This is a genomic window from Sutcliffiella horikoshii, from assembly GCF_020524325.1.
GTDB lineage: Bacteria > Bacillota > Bacilli > Bacillales > Bacillaceae_I > Sutcliffiella_A > Sutcliffiella_A horikoshii_D.
Genome location: NZ_JAIVKY010000009.1, coordinates 248,333 through 265,403 on the forward strand (window position 1 = coordinate 248,333; position 17,071 = coordinate 265,403).

Sequence of the window (17,071 nt, forward strand, 5' to 3'; positions counted from 1 at the left end):
AACAAACTCTATTAAAATTGATTTACCTAACTTCTGCTCCAAGACTGTCCTAATTTTACTGCTGAAATCGTATTGCTCTTTGCTACTCTTATTTTTCAAACCAATAATGCCTTTTATAACACTAAAAATAATGTATGTTACAATGCATGCTTATAGTGCTATCACTATCCAGAACAGGTCGCTTAAATATGTCCTCCCCCAAAATAGTAATAGCCCTAGAGCAATTAACAGAGCGAATTTCTTTATGTTGGTAACCCCTCTTCACTAGAAAAATTAGTAACTACACCCTACCCCTAGCATCGTCAGGAAAAATCCTATCACCAATAAAATTAATGTTGCCTTAGCAAAGTTTTTTAAGTTTTCGTTGTGATCACCAAATGCTAGGACCAGTAGAACGATGAACCCAACAAATGGGATTGCGATAAGAATCAAAACAACAAGCCAAGTCCCAATTGTTACCTCACTCTCATCCCAGCTGTGGCGAGTTGGGGTGTGACCGCGGCTATCCAAATGTGATTGTTTGTAATGATAATCATTGTAATCCAATGACATCCTCCTCTCACTCGAGAAAACTAATTAAGTATCTCTAACCAACTCGGATAATCAAACTGGCCGTTAGAAATTTGAAAGAACCCTCCATAGACCCCTAAATGGGTAATACCGTGTTCCCCCGCAACTACTGGAGTGTAGGCAGAAAAGAGAAAGAAGTTCACGCGTTCCACTTCCACTTCCAGCCCCTCAGGCCACTTTTCATAAAATGGCTCCCCTGTCATCTCAAGGTACTCTTCCTCACTGGGGTTAGTGAGTACAGCTACCATCAACAAGGTAAACACCAAAAACAATAAACTATATTTCTTCACTCAGATCACACCCCAAACCGACTAAAGTGCCTTCTTAATCCCTCACCCAAAATATTAAACGTCAAAATAACATACATGATCGCAAATGCTGCGGCGGCTGGAATCCACACGGCCGTAAAGATATCTTTGCGGGCATCTCCTAAAATTGTCGGCCAGTTGAAGCTTGTGTTGACCAATTGAAACATCCCTCCAGGCGGAACCTCCACAAACTGCATCGTAATGAAAATAGAGAAAATCCCGAGCTGACCGATGATCAAAGCCACTCTTCCAATATCAAAGCAAAAATTAACCAACATGGTTGGCAGCAACGTCGGCAAAAAGTGATTCTTGGCAATGCCTATGTTTGATAGTCCGATCGTTCTCGCTGCATCAATATACGGTTTATTTTTCACATGAATTAATTGATCGCGAATGGTCACACCAACACGCCCCACTTCCACCAATGCTATGCTGAAAATGACAATCCAGAACCTGTTTTCCGCATAAATTAAAAGTGGTAGATTAAACGCTAAGATGGCAAAGAAAATTACCGGCATGCTGGAGAAAATCTGATCCCATACGTTAAGCATGTTGGAAATAACGCGTCCTCCTAGTGATGCAATTGCACCAAGTACAACACCCACAACATATCGAATGCTCGTAATTAAAAAAATAAGCAATAATGTATCCTTAGCTCCCATGACAAGAAGACTTACCATGTTTCTTCCTTCATGGTCAGAGCCAAGCGGGAAGTCTGCCGATGGTGGGAATGGCGCAGATACAATACCTCCAGCCTCTGGGAAGATTAATCGCTTGCCTTCCAATCCTTCTTTTACATAGGAAAAAGAGGAGCCGAATGTCGCCACCACCACTAACACAAACAGAAAAAATCCCCCGGTCCAAAGCGCTGTGTTTTTCCGCATCCCTTACGCTCCCTTCTGGCTGAGTTTTGTCAGCATAATCATTTTTACAATATGAACGACAAGCACGGTTGCTATGAAGCAAAGGGCAAATCCAAAAACAAGTCCCGCTTCAATATCTGAAGTACCAAATCCAACCGTGTTCTGCCTCCCACCTAATGCTACAAACATCCGGTTTCCCGCCCCAGCATAGCCAGTCAAGTATTCCACCATTAACATGTTCGAGATTACCACCATCATGATGGTCGGTAGGTGGGCAATCAGGTCTAGCGCACTGTTTCTCAAAATATGACGGTTGATGACCTGCCTGACTTTAAATCCTTTAGCAAAAGCAGTGCGGATATAGTCCTGACCGTCTTGATTCAAAAGCGACACACACGTCATGCGCGCGACATACATCGTTGGATAAACGGAGACAAGTAATGCGGGCGCTGCAAAGCTGTACCAATTCTTATTGCTGAAAATCATCCCCATCGGCAAGTAGTAGAATGCTAGATAAAAAGCAATTATTACGACGAAAAAGTCAGGAATGGACTGAAAAAGCCACGTCGTTCCGTTGCCAAGAAGATTCTTTTTCGTATATGTATTGCGGTAATCAAAGATCCCTTTTAATACGCCGAAAATAATGCTGACCACAAATCCAATCACCATGATAAGTAAACTTTTCGGGTAGTACCTGACTAGTTCTTTTTCAACAGAGGTTTCAGAAAACATGGTTCCCCCTAAACTCTGGTGTTCCCAAATATGCTGAAAGAACTGCGTGATGTTTGTTTGGTACACTTCAAAAAATAAAGAAAGTTGGAACCCTTGAAATGCCCCATCTTCTAGATTCATAGGGATTTCTCCATAGTACCCTCCTCTTGGGAAAAAGATGAGCAGGATGGTGAAAATTAAAGCCATAATAACAGAAACGGACAACTTGAGTGATTCTTTCTTTAGTTCCATTTGATCCCCCATATTTTTAAGATTCGGTCTTTTCTCTCTGCAATATAGTATTTTTCATTCAACTCGTATAGGATGAAGCTGCTGTTCTCGGTGTGTTTGTAGAGGGCTGTTCCGGGTGATAGGGAATTGCTTTCTAGATGTTGTTCTACTAACTCTTCGTCGGTCGAACAAATTCATATGCCCATGATGCTTCTTCTGAGGATTCTGTGAGGATAGGTTCTTTCGCTGAAGCGCAACTAACTAGAGTCAGAGTAAGGAAGGTTATTAATATAGTTTTTTTCAATATTATCACCTCAATGGAATAGACGGATGGTGTGTTTGGAAGGTTTCAAGAGGGCTATGATTTGACTACGTTTCTTTTACGTCGATACGTACTTGCCAATAAACCTACTAGGATAGCAAAAGGAATTTTCAGAAGAAAATAGGCTATCAGCCCTTCCACCACATATCCTTTTGCCTTTTGGAAAATCGTTGTTCCAGGCACCCAGTCAATTACATATCCAACACTAAAAATACCAGGGAGTGATAGGACGATGTAGGCAGTGATTGTGGTAATGAAAAAACGCTTCCAGGACATTCGTCTCCCTCCTTTTGTTAAGATAATCCATCTCCAATTATTTCAAAATAGATCAGATTACTCAATTGTTTTTTGAAAATTTTGTTAAAATAATTGGGATATTGTTTACAATTTGTCATATTTAAAGAAGACTCTAAATTAGGTAACTAAAAACGCTTCATTATTCTGGAGCGCCTTAAGTACAACTCTCTTTTTAATATACTAAGAGGATAGGGCCATGTTCTATTTGACATTTGAACAGGTGCTAACGGGGCTTAAGATTTATAGAAGCGTTCTATTTGACCTTTTCACCTATTCAGTCACCGCTTCGGGCGTATAAAATCTACTCATCTATCCCCCTCCTGCAACTCACGTTCAAACACCACCATATCCAGTGCCTGAATGCCATCCTCAAAAATCGGTTCCGGATACTTCAAGAAAAAATCTTTTCTTATTCCCACCATCCTAAACCCCGCTTTCTGATAGAATGCAAGGTTCGCGATGCTTGAGTTGGCGGTGCCGACAATCATTCTGCGGAAACCCTGTTCCTTAAAAATATCAAAAGCCAGATCAATTACCTTCTTCCCTACCCCATGCCCGCGAAACTGGGGATCCAATCCGATGTTTTTCAGTTCAACTACATCAGCCGACTCTTCCACAAACAAAGCAACACCTGCCACTGATTCAGCCCCAACAATAACCGCAAACATTTGCCCATCTGCAATATACTCTTTTACCACACTCTCACTCTCATCCGCCATTACCAAATACGGCAAAAACTCCAAGCGTTTCAAACTCTCAACCAACACTAATCGTACACTCTGCTCTCCCATAGCTCTACCTCCTAAACCCGCCTTCTGAGTGAATAATCTGTCCGGTCACCCATTCCGCTTCTTCACTGACAAGGAACTTAATAGTCCGTGCGACATCACTTGGCATACCTACCCGTCTGGAAGGGAACATGCCAGAAAGATCTGACTTAATTTCCTCTGTCATCCACCCTGTGTCAGTAGGACCCGGGTTAATTGCATTGACGGTAATTCCAAGCTTTCCAACCTCTGCGGCCAGCGTTATGGTCATAGCATCAATGGCGCCTTTCGTCGTTGCATACGCAAGCTCACCTGGCATCGGCCCGCGAAATTGACCGGATGTCAGGTTAACAATCCGCCCACCGCTTCCAAGGGAGAATTGCTGAGCAAATCTACTGCTCAATAGAGTGGTAGCCCGGATGTTCACAAGATAATGCTTATCCAGATCCTCCGCTGTTATCGTGCTATAATCATCGTTGGTGGAGTAGGCCGCATTGTTCACCAGAATACTTGGCTCACCAAGGTCCTCCCTCACTTTTTGAAGCAGCACATCTGCCGCTTCCACACTTGTGAGGTCAAGCTCCATCATGCCCACCGAAACGCCGAATCCCTCCAGCTCTTCTTTTAAAAGTTGCGGTTCACTGGCTTCAGACCCCCATGGCATTTCTTCATCATAAGGCGTCCAATACGTAAAAAATACAGGATGGCCTACTTTCGCCAACTCTCGGACTACCGCTGCTCCGATTCCTTTTAAACGGCTCGCCCCTGTAACGACAGCAATTCTATTCATAAAATAACCCTCCAACCTTTGGGTTTAAACAAGTATGGCCGATAAAAGAGATGTTTTTCCCCATAAAAAAACAGGTGCACCAAAGGCACCTGTTTCAAGTGGGGTATCGACTCCACAACATGTGTATCCCTTTAATGAAATGATGGACGGACAGACTGATCCCTTGGTCGGAACAGCTGATTCTATCCAGTTACTCAATTTCCTTAAAGGTTATTCCACATTGGTTGGCTTTCGATTCCCCTTCCGTACATCTCTTTCTTTTATGGTAAGAATTTCTAAGGAATCTGTCAAGAATTATAACGCGTAATGTTGCCCGCAATCTCCTCTATGATGCGGTTCGGATCCTTATTGGTCGTGTCATACAAATAGGGCGCGTTTTCTTTTTTATTTTCTAGCTGGTGGAGAAGCTCCAAGGAACGGGGAATCATGTTGATGTCACCGCGTTTGGTGATACGCTCCACAAGCACTTCCGGGTCAGCACACAGGACATAATAGTGCAGCGTTACATCCAGCCTTGCTTGTTGGAGTTCCTTGCAAAACCATTCCAGCTCATCCTCCACCACATAATCAATCACCACATTATAGCCATTCGCCAAAAAATTCTTAGTCAGGCTGCTTAAGTTTTTCCAGACGATGGAGAGCTTCTCTTCCCAAGCAGGTTGCTCCTCGCCAACAAACATAGCGCTGATGAGGTCCCCCTCAACTAGTACCGCTTTCTCTAATTTACGTGCAAGTCCCTTTGTAATAGTCGATTTCCCAACACCACACGGACCTGAAATAATATAAACATTACTCGTCATGGCTACACCGTTCCCTCTAACAATTTCACTTTCTGAGTCAATGCGTTATTATGTATAATCTTTCTTAGCTTGATCATCTCATGGTTGACCATAAAGCTTTTCGGCAACAAGACCGCCTTATTTTTCGAAACATAAAATAGGAACATTTCCTTCTGTTCATGAATGGAAAGGATATCATCCCACTCCCAAAACGCTTCTGCTTTCCGGCGCTTCTGCTCAATACCATCCTCACTGATGGTCAAAAAAACTTCAATTTGCATCAGCTTGTCGCTTTTATATTCTTTTGCAGAGCGAAAATTGATCACAACGGTTAGCATTAATTTTATGATACCACACAGGATGAGGGCAGTAATCAGGGCGAAAAACCAACCCAAATCAAGCATCAACCAAGTATACAAAAAGAAAGCAAATAACAAGATAGTCAGTATCAACCTGTTCAACGACTGAATATGATAGCCCAAGAATTTCTTGAAAATCTCCTTACTAATTATTCCACTTACCGATACTATTTCTTTCTTTTCTTCCAAAAAAATCACTCCTCTGTTACAAGGATAACATGAGTTACGGTTTGTTTTAACGGTTTAGCCTGTTAAACCAGCTGCCTACTCCATCGTCCCGTCATCAAAAAATCGCTTCTCACATCTTGGGCATACATACGCGTAAGACAGCTCGATTTCACTATCATACCTGAACGGAAGCCGCTTCTTACAGTTAGGACATCTCCAGAAAATGAGGGAGACGATAGTGAATATGATTACAATAATAATTGTTGAATAAATCAACCATTCTATGTTAAAAATTTGGCCAAAAAAATTAAAAAACGCTCCGACAATCAACATCCACACAGCAGCATTTCTTATTTTTAACGGGTTCAGGTACTTTCTCCACTTTCTCCCCACCGCGCCCACCCCTTTTTAAGGTATACGATTCTTTTGCGTATATGGTCCATTTAAATGTTAAAAAGAGTGGTAATTACGTTGGAGGACGTAAAATCACCACTCTTATTTTCTTAATATATAGTGATTATATAACTCGTCATCTATCATTTGATGCCCTTGAAAAGTGAACCCACATTTCTCAATCACTTTGTTTGAAGATGGGTTATGTGGTAAAGCTACTGCATTAAGAATCTCTAAATTTGTGTTTGTAAATAAGTAGTTTAATAACCCTAAAGAGGCCTTTGTTGCGTAACCGTTCCCATGGTACTCAGCTGAAATGGCATACATAATCTCTCTATTTGGAGCAGGAAGTTCCTCTTTTATCCCAGTACAGCACCATCCAATAAATTCATCTGTTGCACTCATAAAAACTCCTAGTTTTAAAAAGCGACCTTCAATATCACCTGTGTTTTTAACTGCTTCTAGAAATGCCTTATTGGCTGGTATTTCATAGTTGGTAACCCAATCTATCCTTTGTTCTCTAGTGGACTTCCAATCTGGTAGAAAGGTAGATATTTCAAGTTGATTGGAAATTTTGTATATACTGTCTGCATCTTCTATAGAAAACTCTTGGAGATAAATATCTCCACAATCGATTTTAAAAAGTCTTTCCGACACTCTCATTTCCCCCTTGACCTATCCTTTAAAATAAACACTTCCCTGATAAAAGCCCCCACAATGCCAGACGCTCCGACGATGGATATCAAATTGACAATCCTGACAAAAGTATGAGGAGTCGAAACAACCACGATACTTTGTAAGATTGTAGACAGGCAAAGTAAGGAAGACATTATAACCAAGTATTTAACGGTTGGCTCCTTTTTCTTAATCAATGAAATCCACCTCATACATCCCCTATACTCTCCCTTACATTGATTTTCCATATCATATGATGATAGCCTTCCCCCCAGTAGTTTTCTAGAAAATAAGAAGGCTCACCAAATTTCTTCTTCCAAATATTCTGCGCACGTGCATACCCGCTATCTAAGCAAAACTCGCGAATTCCTTTGTTCAGAAGTGTTCGATACATATTTTTTAAAAGTAAATTCCCTACTCCCTTCCTTTGGAAATCAGGATGCACAAACACCGTCCCCACCTCATGCAATTGCTTTAATGCGTTATCGGTACATTTGCATATAAGGTCGCTTGCCTCACCATGTTCAATAGTACCAATGATCTTTTCTCTTTCTAAAGCCAGCAGAAAAAATCGATTCTCTCCATTGCTTGCTAAATCATCCGTAAAGTAAGCTTTCTTATACTCAATCTCAGCTTCCAAACCCTCTAACTGATTCCCTATGCCTTCTTTGATAAATGTATCTTCAATAACTGTTCTAAAAAAATGATGTAATTCATTAATATCTTCTGCTCTTGGCCTTCTTATCTCTATCTTAATCATTTATAGACCCTGCTTCCCAGCAACATATCTTTTAATTGATCTATACTAGAAACGATGCAAGTCGGTTCCGCATCTCTTATTTCTTCCTGAGAACCGTACCCATACGTCACCCCAATTGAGTCAATCCCTGTATTCTTCGCCCCAATAATATCGTGCTTCCGGTCTCCAATCATGACAAAGTCACCGCGATTAAATTCAGAATATTTATCAAGTATGTATTGGATGATTTCCGTTTTGGATGCCCTTGTACCATCGAGGTTACTTCCGACAATCAGTTGAAAATACTTCTCTAACTCAAAATACTTTATTATCTGCTCAGCGAAAACGGTAGGCTTCGAGGTTGCCACCACTAATATAAAGCAGCACTCATTTAACGCCTCTAAAAGCAAGGAAATATCCGGATATAGGACATTTTCAAACATCCCCTTCTCCTTAAACCTATCTCTATAAAAATCGATAGCACGTATAGATTGCTTTTCATCTAAACCATAATACTCCGCAAAAGAAACCTGGAGTGGGGGACCGATAAAAGTCTCAAGTCTATCGGTATCAGATTCCACAATACCCATTTTCGCTAATGCATATTGAACCGATTTTGTGATACCTTCTTTTGGATCGGAAAGCGTTCCATCTAAATCAAATAGAATGATCTTGTATTCTGCCAAAAAGTTCCCTCCTTGTTACTACTGATTACTGCTTACGCAACCGTGAATGCCGTTTATCTGCTGCATTCAAAATAAATAAAATAGAAAAAAAGTTGATGAATACTCCTACAGAAATCATGATCCAAGTAGCAATTGGGAATAAATCTGCCAGTAGAAACAGTAATGGGGTTACTAGCACCAAGGTTAATCCTATGAAAAATGACTTTCTCTCCGGTACTGCTTTGATTTTATCTATCATTTTTTCACCTTTTCCTGTTAAGAATGGTAGCTCTTTATGGCTGTACTATTCCTTCTTCCACACCGAACAAAAGAAGGCCTTCATAAGGATCACCGCTAATGTTAAGAAGTTTACAAAAAGCCGGTTCCGTTTTATACCCCTGCTTTTTAAGGCTAATCACTTTTTCTCTTAAGTCTGGATCTCTTTCCAACAATTCATATTCAATCTTCATATGCAGGTACGCGTACTGTTTGAGTATAGGCTGAGCTTGACCGAACAATTCAAACTCGAAATCATGAAAAGTAAAATTCGCTTTCACGACTTCCTTGCCCCGGATTGTTTTTCTTTTTAAAGTGAAATTTTCTTTATCAGCGTAAAGAGTATACAATTTGTTTGCGAAAGTATCTAATTCCCTTACTTCCATAATGATGTCTAGATCTGAATCTTTCACATCAATACCGATAGGAAGTGTTCCACATACTACTAGGTTATAAATATGTAGGTCATTTAAAATATTTAACTCGATAATGGCTGAATAAGCCTTCTGCTGTTGTATATTACCGGTCTGCATTTGCTCGAAAAGATTATTCAAGTACCCACTCTCCTAAATCCTAAAAAATCTAGCGCTATTCCTGTTTCTAGAATAGCGCTAGGTTTTGAAAATATTTAATGAAACTTCGCAAACGCCACTAACGTCCCCTTATCACAAGACTCGAAGCCGTTTTTCTCATAGAAATGCCTTACATCAGGGGCTTCATCTGTTAACAAGACTTTTTGCCGCACATGTTTGTATTTCTCTAGAACCTGTTGCATTAGTTGAGTAGCAATTCCTTGATTTTGATATGCATTCAACACCAGAATGTCTTGGATATAGATAATGGTCAAACCATCCCCAACTATCCGAATCAACGCTACTAATTCGTCACCATTCCAAGCAGAAACCACTTCTAAAGAGTTATAGAATGCTTGTTTAAGGACATCTAAATCCTTGGTGTAAGCATACCATTCTACATCGTTGTATAACCTCTCTAATTGTTCTAACTTGATCGCTTTATCTCTACTAAATTTAATTTCCATTTCCTTTTCCTCCTCAAAATTATTATTTTGAAGAGTTCATCCACCATTTAACCACTTTCATATACCTCCAACTTGCTTTAATTGCATATACATTATTTCGACTTTATTCTGCAAACACCTTCATAAATTTCTAAAATCCGGATGAAGACCTGACCACTCCGTTTTTCCTTCCACAGAAGTCTTCATAACACCTATGAAGACCTGACCACTCCGTTTTCCCTTCTAGAGAAGTCTTCATAGCACCCATGAAGACCTGACCACCCCGTTTTTCCTTCCAGAGAAGTCTTCATAACACCCATGAAGACCTGGCCAGACGTTTTTTCCATCCAGAAAGGTCTTCATAAATATATAAAGCTAATTAATCCTCTTTCAAACTATCCAACAGCACATATCCAAATATCAATCCAGCGATGTTGGAGCTATCTAAATGTATAATGTCAATCGCAAACGGAAGATACTTACCTAGAAAAGTGAAAGAAAGTAGTGGGACCAAAGCTAGATAAAGGGTAGGGAGTCCAACTGCCAATAACTTTATCCAATTCACGGACCATGCTTTGTCCCGCTTAATTTCTGTTATTAATTTTGGCAAACGAAGGAGTATTCCAATTATGACTGGGAAAGCAGTCGCAAATATTGCCGCAGGCCATAAATTATAGGTCATTTGACCTTTTTCAATTAATTGTAGCTCATACCTTGAACCGATAAAGAATATAAGAACTATTGCTACAGTCCAGAAAAAATATTTTAAGAATTTACGCATCATAAAACCTCCTATATTTTGCTGGGCATCTTTAAGTATTTATACGGAGTTACAGTTAATAAGTTTCACACTTTCAAGTAAAAAACTTCCATAAATCTAAAAAGCACAACCATCGTTCCATGGTCGTGCTTCAGTAAAAAATTATTCTAGTCTATACTTCCACCTGCATTCAGGTATCGTGCATTAAATTCCTGAACGAATTGATTAACTATTTCTGTATCATGAATGATCAGCATGTTTTCATCATTGACATCATTTCCGTTGTTGCTCCAATTGGTGGAACCTACCACTACCGTTGGATCACTTGTTGTATCCGCATCAATCAACATCGTTTTGCTGTGAAGTTTCCGGTCTTCGTTAGCTTGGTAAACTGGTGCTGGATTGGCCCACCGAGTGTTCGGATTGTCTACACTGGTTTGACTAGCAGTACGGCCTGTCATATCCACACTAGCACTCCACCATTGATTCCAGAAGCTAGAGTCGAATAAACCTTTAACATCAAATCCAGTTAGTGTACCTTCTAGGTCGTTGTATGACCCCTCATATTTATTTTTCAGTTCGTCTACAAGACCTTGGTCACTCCAAGCGAAAATAGTGAAATAGCTGTTTATGTCTGCTTCATTCTTGACTAACTCTCTCATACGGCCTAACGCATCATCTCCAGTAGAGAAATAAACTTCTACCGTTTTCCCACCTATATCAAAAAAATGTTGCGTATTGTCTGTTTTTCCTGTTCCAAAATTAGAAACCATAGGATCCGGAGTCAACGAACCACTACCCCACATTTCGTTAAACTCTGTTTCATAGGCGTTGGCAATTTCAGGTGCATGAAGTTCTACCACATGTTGCTGATTTCCACCTAACACACCGTTCGCCATGTTCTCTTCTGAACCATATAAACCAGTGACAGTGAAATTCCAACTGCCTGTAAATACCCACGTATCATCTACCACTGCAAATTTATTGTGCATTTGGACTCCGGGAGAATAATAAGTCCCATCTGTCTTTTGTTCAGCGTCAACAAATAAATAGCCAGTTTGATTTGTGCTTCCAATAGTATAGGTTCCATAGGAAAAGTCATTTGGTACAGGCGGTAATCCGTGTTTCTCTCTTAATGTTGCATCTTCTACTGCTAACATGGCAGAATCAGAAAAAACGTGAATGTCGTCATTTGTTCCAACGAGTCCATCTTCTCCTCTAACCATTTCCTCTACATATAATCTCATCGTGTTAAAACGATCCGCATAATGAGGGTCTGTAGCATCCTTTGCATCTGCAATGACACGTACATCTATCCCTTGTGCGGCCTTATTTATTAACGTATCGACCACACGCGGTAGGTTAATTTCATACGTAGCAAAATCAATACTGGTTGTCGCTTGATTTAATCTTTCAATCAAACGATCTTCAAGGTTTACGTTATAGTTAGCTGAATTTCCTGTTGTAGCATAATCAGTCAATGCACATTTATTGAAGTAAACATTAATCGCAAATAGTTCACTAGATACATTGTTTAATTGTTCCGTAGTATCGCCGCAAAAATTACTTCCTGTTGTGCCACCGGTAGATCCGCCACTTCCAGAAGTTGAACTGTTGGCAGGGGTACCGTATCCACCATCATACACATCTGTAGCTGTTTTCCAACTCTCAGCAACCGTTCCTAGCCCATTCGTGTCGACCCTTTCCATCGTCGCCTTAGAAGTGTTATCCCCTCCATACCAAGCATCGACAGAATCTACTAGAACACCATTAGCATCGCGCAACTCCAGAATTTCAGCACTATTTCCAAGTGAACCGCTGTAAATCAAATCTGCTGCTATGCCTGCTACTGAATTATCATCTGTCTTTTCTAGCAAATAAAATCCGTTGGCCGGGATTTGACCTTCTAAGTTAATAGATGGAGATCCATCTTGAGCGTTAAGTGACCACCCCGTTAAGTCAATCGGCTCATTTGTGGTGTTATGTAGCTCCAGCCATTCATCGGTGTAATTATGTGTTGTTCCCATCCAAGCAATTTCGTTCAACACTACACTATTAGTAGCGGTAGCATACACGTTTTCTTCCTTTTCAAAAATTGGAACAAAAAACGAGAATATGAGTGCAAAAACCAATGATAGATTTACAGACCTTTTCATTCTTCCAACTCCTTTTTTAAAAATAAAATAATTACTATACTAGTATAAAGTAAGTTCGCTCTATTTTTGTTAAGTTACTATTATTTATCTGTTAATATTCTTAAAACAAAGACAAGAGGCATTGATATCTATCAATGCCTCTACAAAATAGATTTGAAGTATATCGATTACCTTTATCTATTCTTCTGTAGCTTTGTCTTTAGTCTTTAGTCTTCATCGCCATCGTCGTCTTCATCTTCGTTATCTTCTTCGTCATCATCTTCGTCTTCATCTTCGTCTTCATCTTCGTCGTCTGTGTTAGATTTCTCACGCTTGCGCTTATCTTTCTTTTCCGCTTCCTCACGCTTGCGCTCTTCTTCCTCTTCCGCTTCCTCACGCTTGCGCTCTTCTTCCTCTTCCGCTTTCTCACGCTTGCGCTCTTCTTCCTCTTCCGCTTTCTCACGCTTGCGTTCTTCTTCCTCTTCCGCTTTCTCACGCTTGCGTTCTTCTTCCTCTTCCGCTTTCTCACGCTTGCGCTCTTCTTCCTCTTCCGCTTTCTCACGCTTGCGTTCTTCTTCCTCTTCCGCTTTCTCACGCTTGCGTTCTTCTTCCTCTTCTACTTTCTCACGCTTGCGTTCTTCTTTTTCTTCCGCTTTCTCACGCTTGCGATTCTCTTCTTTTTCTTTTTTTTTGTCTATAGTTTTATTATTTTCTTTCACACTAGTAGCAGTTGTTTTTTCATTTTGGTCCTCTTCTGTTTCTTCATTTTCTGTTCCTTCGTCCTCTTCGTTCTCTTCGCTATCTACTTTGGGCTCTTTCTCTTTTTTCTTTATTTCTGAAGGGTTAAAGCCCAATTCTTTTGCTATTTCTCCAAATCCTTTATCTTCCTCAGCAAATAAATCCGCCACTTCCTCAACTGTTTTCCCTGATTTTTCAGCAAGGATAAACACCTGTGCAATCTGACCAAAGCCTAGTCCCTGTTCCCGTAGTTCTGCAACTTTCTCTTCAGATAGGCCTTTTACAATAGCCGGCAACTGTTTAATGATTACTGTTCTTTGTTCTAATTCTTCTTTTGTTTCGTCTTCTAATTTATCTTCTAATTCCTCATCAACTTCTGTAGCTTCTTCCATTTCATCGTGAAGCTCATTCAACTCTTCCTCTTCCATCTCTTCATTCAAGTACAGTTCAGATAGCTTTTCTTCCGCTAACTCAAGTTTGTCTATGTAGTCCTTCACTGTTTCGTTAATGAACTCTTCTTTCTCTTCTGCATTCATTTCTTTTGCCTCTGCCAAACGTTCTTTGGCAAAGTTCAACAGTAGCTCTAATTCCTTTGTATCTTTCACTGTAATGAACAGCTGCAACTCCTCCAGCATTTGATCTACCGAATACATGACGTGATCTGGGGTAATACCTCCATCCACATCCTCCGTTGCTGCTGAAGCAGTAGTTCCGAATGCTAGTAAACTTGAAAATAAAACTGGAATAATCACTCTTCTTTTCATGAATGTTCCTCCTAAATTTTTTTAGAATCAGACGATAGAAAAAAGAATGACAGATTATTCATTCTCGGCAGCTGGCTGACTCCTTGAGTCCCTATAGCTTTGCGTCCCTATATTACTAAAGGTTTGCCCTTATCGAGTTTGATTCCACGACTTTTATATCGGTGCTAGAACATTTTTATTTAGAGGCTTTCTTCATGCGCTATTTGTATTCACAAGTAAAAGGCTTCTCGGTCCATAATATTTCATAAAAAAATGGCCTGAGTATAGTCACTCAAGCCATTTTTGCGTATGAATTTTTTAGACATTCTTTAAGATATCAATAACTTTACCTGGCTCTACACGTTTTGTATAGTCAGAATCGACATCTGCAAAAACAATGTTACCTGACTGGTCAATCACAAATGTAGCTGGTTTTGGTAGTTCCCAATCATCATTACCATTATGGTCCGGAACCATTAGCCCTGAACCTTTATATATCTCTACTAAATAATCCGGCATTTTAAATACTAAATTGAATTGTTCTGCAACTTGGTTACCTTCGTCACTTAGAACCAGAAATTCCAGTTCATTTTTTTCCTTTGTTGACAAGGTAGCATCAGGTGTTTGAGGACTGATGGCGATTAATGTTGCGCCAGCATCTTTGATAGAGTTTAATTCTCGCTGATAGGCTTTTAATTCAAGATTGCAGTAAGGGCACCATCCGCCGCGATAGAATGTCAGGATTACCGGACCTTTTTCAAGCTCTTCCTTAATGGACACCATTTTGCCAGTCGCGTCAGGAAGGGTAAAATCAGGTACTCTCTCTCCCTCTTTTAGCCCTTGTGCAACTCCAGACTCCTCTAGTTCTTTTGTTGCTTGCGCCATCAAGCGTTGTTTTTCCTCGGGAGCCTTTTGTTTAAATACCTCTTTATATGCTTTAATTTCTTCGAGCAATGTAGACATCCTTATCTTACCTCCTTATGATCTGTTCAAAATAACCATAACAAATTAAAGTTTTCTTTACCTCTAATTTGCTTGAAGGTAGAAATCCATAGGAAAACGCAGGAGATTATCCCCTGCGCTTTACGTCATTTATTCACTTCTTTAGAACCGGAATCCATATTTCACATTTCACTGATGGTGCTGATATATCTTTATTTTTAATCGACAACATTTCAGGCCCTTCTGCTACTTGGTAGTTCGAAGATGGGAACCACTCAGAATAAATTCTTCCCCAAGTTTCCTGGAGGGTTTGAGGAAATGGTCCTGCTGATTCAAATATGGCCCAAGTCAAAGCAGGGACTTGAAGTTTTGAAAAGTTTTCGGGATTCTCTTGCGTTGTTGCGACTCCAATATACTGATCCAACTCACCTTTCTCTTCCATCCGTCCTTCCGAGAAGTTAGTAGATGCTTGAATCATGCCCATGGGTTCAACATTGGAGAGTTTTTGTAAATGAGCTATCTTATCTGCATCCAGGGATTTCCACATCTCTGTTATTTCCGGATTTTCCCCTTGAAAAATGATGGGAACCCGCTTCATGATTCCAACGATGTTAAATGCTTCTTTTTGTTCTATTCGGAAATTCATTTCATTACCTCCTCTTATTGATAATTGAAAGGTCATACTTGGATAAGCTTTTAGTTGGTGACCATTTTCTCTGGCCTCTGATGGTGTAATGCCGTGTAAATTAAAAAAAGCTCTAGTAAAAGAATCCGGCGAATTGTATCCATACTTTATCGCAACATCGATAACTTTTATCTTACTATCATGAAGCTCCAATGCCGCCAAACTAAGTCGTCTGCGGCGTATATATTCTGATAACGTAATTCCTGCAAGGAAAGAAAACATTCTTTTGAAATGATATTCAGAACAATGAGCTATCCTTGCCACCATCTTAAAATCTATTTCATTAGTAAGGTTTTCCTCGATATACTTCATGGCAGTATTCATGTCCTTAAGCAAATCCATTTGTATGCCCTCCTTTCATCAATAGAATAACAGGAGTTTATTCTCGTCATCCGATATTTTGTGCACCATTTTGTAGGATTATCTATTTGTTTTAGGGCTAAAACTGCTTCCAATGTCCTTCGGAAACAACTTCTACCTACCCGTCTATTACTTTGATAGCGGTCATGTCATCAATGGCATATGCTGGCCCTTGCATTCCTGCGGCCCATTTCTCTGCGGCAGCCATAGTGTTACCCGGCAACATCTCGTGGTCCAGATGCGGGAACATGGCAAAATCAACGAGCCCCAGCGTTTTATCTTCACCGTTTGGTGGAGTCCAGCCAACGAAGAATTCCCCAATATTCGGAGCCATCACCATGCTCCCTGCGCTCATTCCCACATAAACTGCCTTGAGCCCCGGCAAGAGGTCTGCCAGCCCGGATTGCTTCATCCAGTGATACAGATAGAGAGCATCTCCTCCCGATACCAGCAGGACGTCCGTCTCTCGGACAAGTGGCACCCAGCGGGCTTCATCTATACTTGGCAGAGCTGTGAGCTCAAGTATGCCGATGGACTTCCACCCCAGACTGACCATGGGATTATCAGAACTACCTCTAATGAAATCCCAAGCTTTTTCGCCAGGTCCGACCCAGGGATGTCCATACATCGCAGTAGGAATACACAGCGCGTTGGATTCGGCAATCGGCTTGTCCAGCATGTCAACCAACGCGTCGTGAATACTTTTGTTATTGACTCCTCCAGATGTTAGCAATAGTTTCATAACTACACTCCTTTTTTTAGTGTGATATTTCCCTT

General features: G+C 40.4%; 24 protein-coding genes and 1 riboswitch. All 24 genes read right to left on the bottom strand.

Going from position 1 to position 17,071, the window contains the following annotated elements:
• Window positions 1-273 precede the first annotated feature (273 nt).
• On the bottom strand, window positions 274-546 hold the full coding sequence (locus LC091_RS15805; RefSeq protein WP_226682987.1) for a hypothetical protein: 273 nt from the start codon (window positions 544-546) through the stop codon (window positions 274-276).
• Window positions 547-572: 26 nt separating this feature from the next.
• Window positions 573-860, bottom strand: coding sequence for a hypothetical protein (locus tag LC091_RS15810; protein WP_226682988.1), 288 nt, complete (start codon window positions 858-860; stop codon window positions 573-575).
• A 5-nt stretch (window positions 861-865) separates the two neighbouring features.
• The gene (locus tag LC091_RS15815) at window positions 866-1,762 is read right to left on the bottom strand and encodes an ABC transporter permease (RefSeq protein WP_226682989.1); all 897 of its coding nucleotides are present in this window, start codon (window positions 1,760-1,762) and stop codon (window positions 866-868) included.
• 3 nt (window positions 1,763-1,765) lie between these two features.
• The gene (locus tag LC091_RS15820) at window positions 1,766-2,704 is read right to left on the bottom strand and encodes an ABC transporter permease subunit (protein WP_226682990.1); all 939 of its coding nucleotides are present in this window, start codon (window positions 2,702-2,704) and stop codon (window positions 1,766-1,768) included.
• Between the two features lie 337 nt (window positions 2,705-3,041).
• Entirely contained in the window at window positions 3,042-3,281 is a 240-nt protein-coding gene (locus LC091_RS15825) for a hypothetical protein (protein WP_226682991.1), read from the bottom strand.
• A gap of 326 nt (window positions 3,282-3,607) precedes the next feature.
• Window positions 3,608-4,093: a GNAT family N-acetyltransferase gene (locus LC091_RS15830; RefSeq protein ID WP_226682992.1), complete on the bottom strand. Its 486-nt coding sequence runs from the start codon at window positions 4,091-4,093 to the stop codon at window positions 3,608-3,610.
• 4 nt (window positions 4,094-4,097) lie between these two features.
• The gene (locus LC091_RS15835) at window positions 4,098-4,859 is read right to left on the bottom strand and encodes an SDR family oxidoreductase (protein WP_226682993.1); all 762 of its coding nucleotides are present in this window, start codon (window positions 4,857-4,859) and stop codon (window positions 4,098-4,100) included.
• Between the two features lie 24 nt (window positions 4,860-4,883).
• Window positions 4,884-5,057, bottom strand: coding sequence for a hypothetical protein (locus LC091_RS15840; protein ID WP_226682994.1), 174 nt, complete (start codon window positions 5,055-5,057; stop codon window positions 4,884-4,886).
• An 89-nt stretch (window positions 5,058-5,146) separates the two neighbouring features.
• On the bottom strand, window positions 5,147-5,659 hold the full coding sequence (locus LC091_RS15845) for an AAA family ATPase (RefSeq protein ID WP_226682995.1): 513 nt from the start codon (window positions 5,657-5,659) through the stop codon (window positions 5,147-5,149).
• A 2-nt stretch (window positions 5,660-5,661) separates the two neighbouring features.
• The gene (locus LC091_RS15850) at window positions 5,662-6,186 is read right to left on the bottom strand and encodes a YcxB family protein (protein WP_226682996.1); all 525 of its coding nucleotides are present in this window, start codon (window positions 6,184-6,186) and stop codon (window positions 5,662-5,664) included.
• A 75-nt stretch (window positions 6,187-6,261) separates the two neighbouring features.
• Window positions 6,262-6,558 carry a TFIIB-type zinc ribbon-containing protein gene (locus tag LC091_RS15855; protein ID WP_226682997.1) on the bottom strand — a complete coding sequence of 99 codons (297 nt, stop codon included), beginning with the start codon at window positions 6,556-6,558 and terminating at the stop codon, window positions 6,262-6,264.
• A 102-nt stretch (window positions 6,559-6,660) separates the two neighbouring features.
• Window positions 6,661-7,221, bottom strand: coding sequence for a GNAT family N-acetyltransferase (locus LC091_RS15860; protein ID WP_226682998.1), 561 nt, complete (start codon window positions 7,219-7,221; stop codon window positions 6,661-6,663).
• Complete coding sequence (locus tag LC091_RS15865; RefSeq protein WP_226682999.1) at window positions 7,218-7,430, bottom strand: hypothetical protein; 213 nt, start codon at window positions 7,428-7,430, stop codon at window positions 7,218-7,220. The genes LC091_RS15860 and LC091_RS15865 overlap by 4 nt, the downstream gene beginning before the upstream one ends.
• An 11-nt stretch (window positions 7,431-7,441) precedes the next feature.
• A complete protein-coding gene (locus tag LC091_RS15870) occupies window positions 7,442-7,993 on the bottom strand; it encodes a GNAT family N-acetyltransferase (protein ID WP_226683000.1) in 552 nt (183 codons plus the stop codon).
• Complete coding sequence (locus LC091_RS15875) at window positions 7,990-8,658, bottom strand: HAD family hydrolase (RefSeq protein ID WP_226683001.1); 669 nt, start codon at window positions 8,656-8,658, stop codon at window positions 7,990-7,992. Before LC091_RS15875 ends, LC091_RS15870 begins: the two co-directional genes overlap by 4 nt.
• Before the next feature lie 25 nt (window positions 8,659-8,683).
• Complete coding sequence (locus tag LC091_RS15880) at window positions 8,684-8,896, bottom strand: hypothetical protein (RefSeq protein WP_226683002.1); 213 nt, start codon at window positions 8,894-8,896, stop codon at window positions 8,684-8,686.
• Between the two features lie 34 nt (window positions 8,897-8,930).
• Window positions 8,931-9,446 carry a DUF4269 domain-containing protein gene (locus tag LC091_RS15885; protein ID WP_226683098.1) on the bottom strand — a complete coding sequence of 172 codons (516 nt, stop codon included), beginning with the start codon at window positions 9,444-9,446 and terminating at the stop codon, window positions 8,931-8,933.
• A 95-nt stretch (window positions 9,447-9,541) separates the two neighbouring features.
• The gene (locus LC091_RS15890) at window positions 9,542-9,952 is read right to left on the bottom strand and encodes a GNAT family N-acetyltransferase (protein WP_226683003.1); all 411 of its coding nucleotides are present in this window, start codon (window positions 9,950-9,952) and stop codon (window positions 9,542-9,544) included.
• A gap of 358 nt (window positions 9,953-10,310) precedes the next feature.
• Window positions 10,311-10,715 carry a hypothetical protein gene (locus LC091_RS15895; protein ID WP_226683004.1) on the bottom strand — a complete coding sequence of 135 codons (405 nt, stop codon included), beginning with the start codon at window positions 10,713-10,715 and terminating at the stop codon, window positions 10,311-10,313.
• Window positions 10,716-10,858: 143 nt separating this feature from the next.
• Complete coding sequence (locus tag LC091_RS15900) at window positions 10,859-12,847, bottom strand: phospholipase D-like domain-containing protein (protein ID WP_226683005.1); 1,989 nt, start codon at window positions 12,845-12,847, stop codon at window positions 10,859-10,861.
• Between the two features lie 206 nt (window positions 12,848-13,053).
• Window positions 13,054-14,328 carry a DUF5667 domain-containing protein gene (locus LC091_RS15905; RefSeq protein ID WP_226683006.1) on the bottom strand — a complete coding sequence of 425 codons (1,275 nt, stop codon included), beginning with the start codon at window positions 14,326-14,328 and terminating at the stop codon, window positions 13,054-13,056.
• 63 nt (window positions 14,329-14,391) lie between these two features.
• Window positions 14,392-14,466: riboswitch (cyclic di-GMP riboswitch) on the bottom strand.
• Between the two features lie 159 nt (window positions 14,467-14,625).
• Window positions 14,626-15,270 carry a peroxiredoxin-like family protein gene (locus LC091_RS15910; protein ID WP_226683007.1) on the bottom strand — a complete coding sequence of 215 codons (645 nt, stop codon included), beginning with the start codon at window positions 15,268-15,270 and terminating at the stop codon, window positions 14,626-14,628.
• Window positions 15,271-15,403: 133 nt separating this feature from the next.
• Window positions 15,404-16,276 (bottom strand): AraC family transcriptional regulator, encoded by an 873-nt coding sequence (locus tag LC091_RS15915; RefSeq protein ID WP_226683008.1) that lies wholly within the window; start codon window positions 16,274-16,276, stop codon window positions 15,404-15,406.
• A gap of 136 nt (window positions 16,277-16,412) precedes the next feature.
• Window positions 16,413-17,036, bottom strand: a complete 624-nt coding sequence (locus LC091_RS15920; RefSeq protein ID WP_226683009.1) for a Type 1 glutamine amidotransferase-like domain-containing protein — start codon at window positions 17,034-17,036, stop codon at window positions 16,413-16,415.
• Window positions 17,037-17,071 lie beyond the last annotated feature (35 nt).

Excerpts from the sequence above, each read along its gene's own strand:
- LC091_RS15815 (WP_226682989.1), bottom strand. The coding sequence starts at position 1,762 with ATGCGGAAAAACACAGCGCTTTGGACCGGGGGATTTTTTCTGTTTGTG.
- LC091_RS15820 (WP_226682990.1), bottom strand. The coding sequence starts at position 2,704 with ATGGAACTAAAGAAAGAATCACTCAAGTTGTCCGTTTCTGTTATTATG.
- LC091_RS15825 (WP_226682991.1), bottom strand. The coding sequence starts at position 3,281 with ATGTCCTGGAAGCGTTTTTTCATTACCACAATCACTGCCTACATCGTC.
- LC091_RS15830 (WP_226682992.1), bottom strand. The coding sequence starts at position 4,093 with ATGGGAGAGCAGAGTGTACGATTAGTGTTGGTTGAGAGTTTGAAACGC.
- LC091_RS15835 (WP_226682993.1), bottom strand. The coding sequence starts at position 4,859 with ATGAATAGAATTGCTGTCGTTACAGGGGCGAGCCGTTTAAAAGGAATC.
- LC091_RS15845 (WP_226682995.1), bottom strand. The coding sequence starts at position 5,659 with ATGACGAGTAATGTTTATATTATTTCAGGTCCGTGTGGTGTTGGGAAA.
- LC091_RS15860 (WP_226682998.1), bottom strand. The coding sequence starts at position 7,221 with ATGAGAGTGTCGGAAAGACTTTTTAAAATCGATTGTGGAGATATTTAT.
- LC091_RS15870 (WP_226683000.1), bottom strand. The coding sequence starts at position 7,993 with ATGATTAAGATAGAGATAAGAAGGCCAAGAGCAGAAGATATTAATGAA.
- LC091_RS15880 (WP_226683002.1), bottom strand. The coding sequence starts at position 8,896 with ATGATAGATAAAATCAAAGCAGTACCGGAGAGAAAGTCATTTTTCATA.
- LC091_RS15885 (WP_226683098.1), bottom strand. The coding sequence starts at position 9,446 with ATGCAGACCGGTAATATACAACAGCAGAAGGCTTATTCAGCCATTATC.
- LC091_RS15890 (WP_226683003.1), bottom strand. The coding sequence starts at position 9,952 with ATGGAAATTAAATTTAGTAGAGATAAAGCGATCAAGTTAGAACAATTA.
- LC091_RS15895 (WP_226683004.1), bottom strand. The coding sequence starts at position 10,715 with ATGATGCGTAAATTCTTAAAATATTTTTTCTGGACTGTAGCAATAGTT.
- LC091_RS15900 (WP_226683005.1), bottom strand. The coding sequence starts at position 12,847 with ATGAAAAGGTCTGTAAATCTATCATTGGTTTTTGCACTCATATTCTCG.
- LC091_RS15905 (WP_226683006.1), bottom strand. The coding sequence starts at position 14,328 with ATGAAAAGAAGAGTGATTATTCCAGTTTTATTTTCAAGTTTACTAGCA.
- LC091_RS15910 (WP_226683007.1), bottom strand. The coding sequence starts at position 15,270 with ATGTCTACATTGCTCGAAGAAATTAAAGCATATAAAGAGGTATTTAAA.
- LC091_RS15915 (WP_226683008.1), bottom strand. The coding sequence starts at position 16,276 with ATGGATTTGCTTAAGGACATGAATACTGCCATGAAGTATATCGAGGAA.
- LC091_RS15920 (WP_226683009.1), bottom strand. The coding sequence starts at position 17,036 with ATGAAACTATTGCTAACATCTGGAGGAGTCAATAACAAAAGTATTCAC.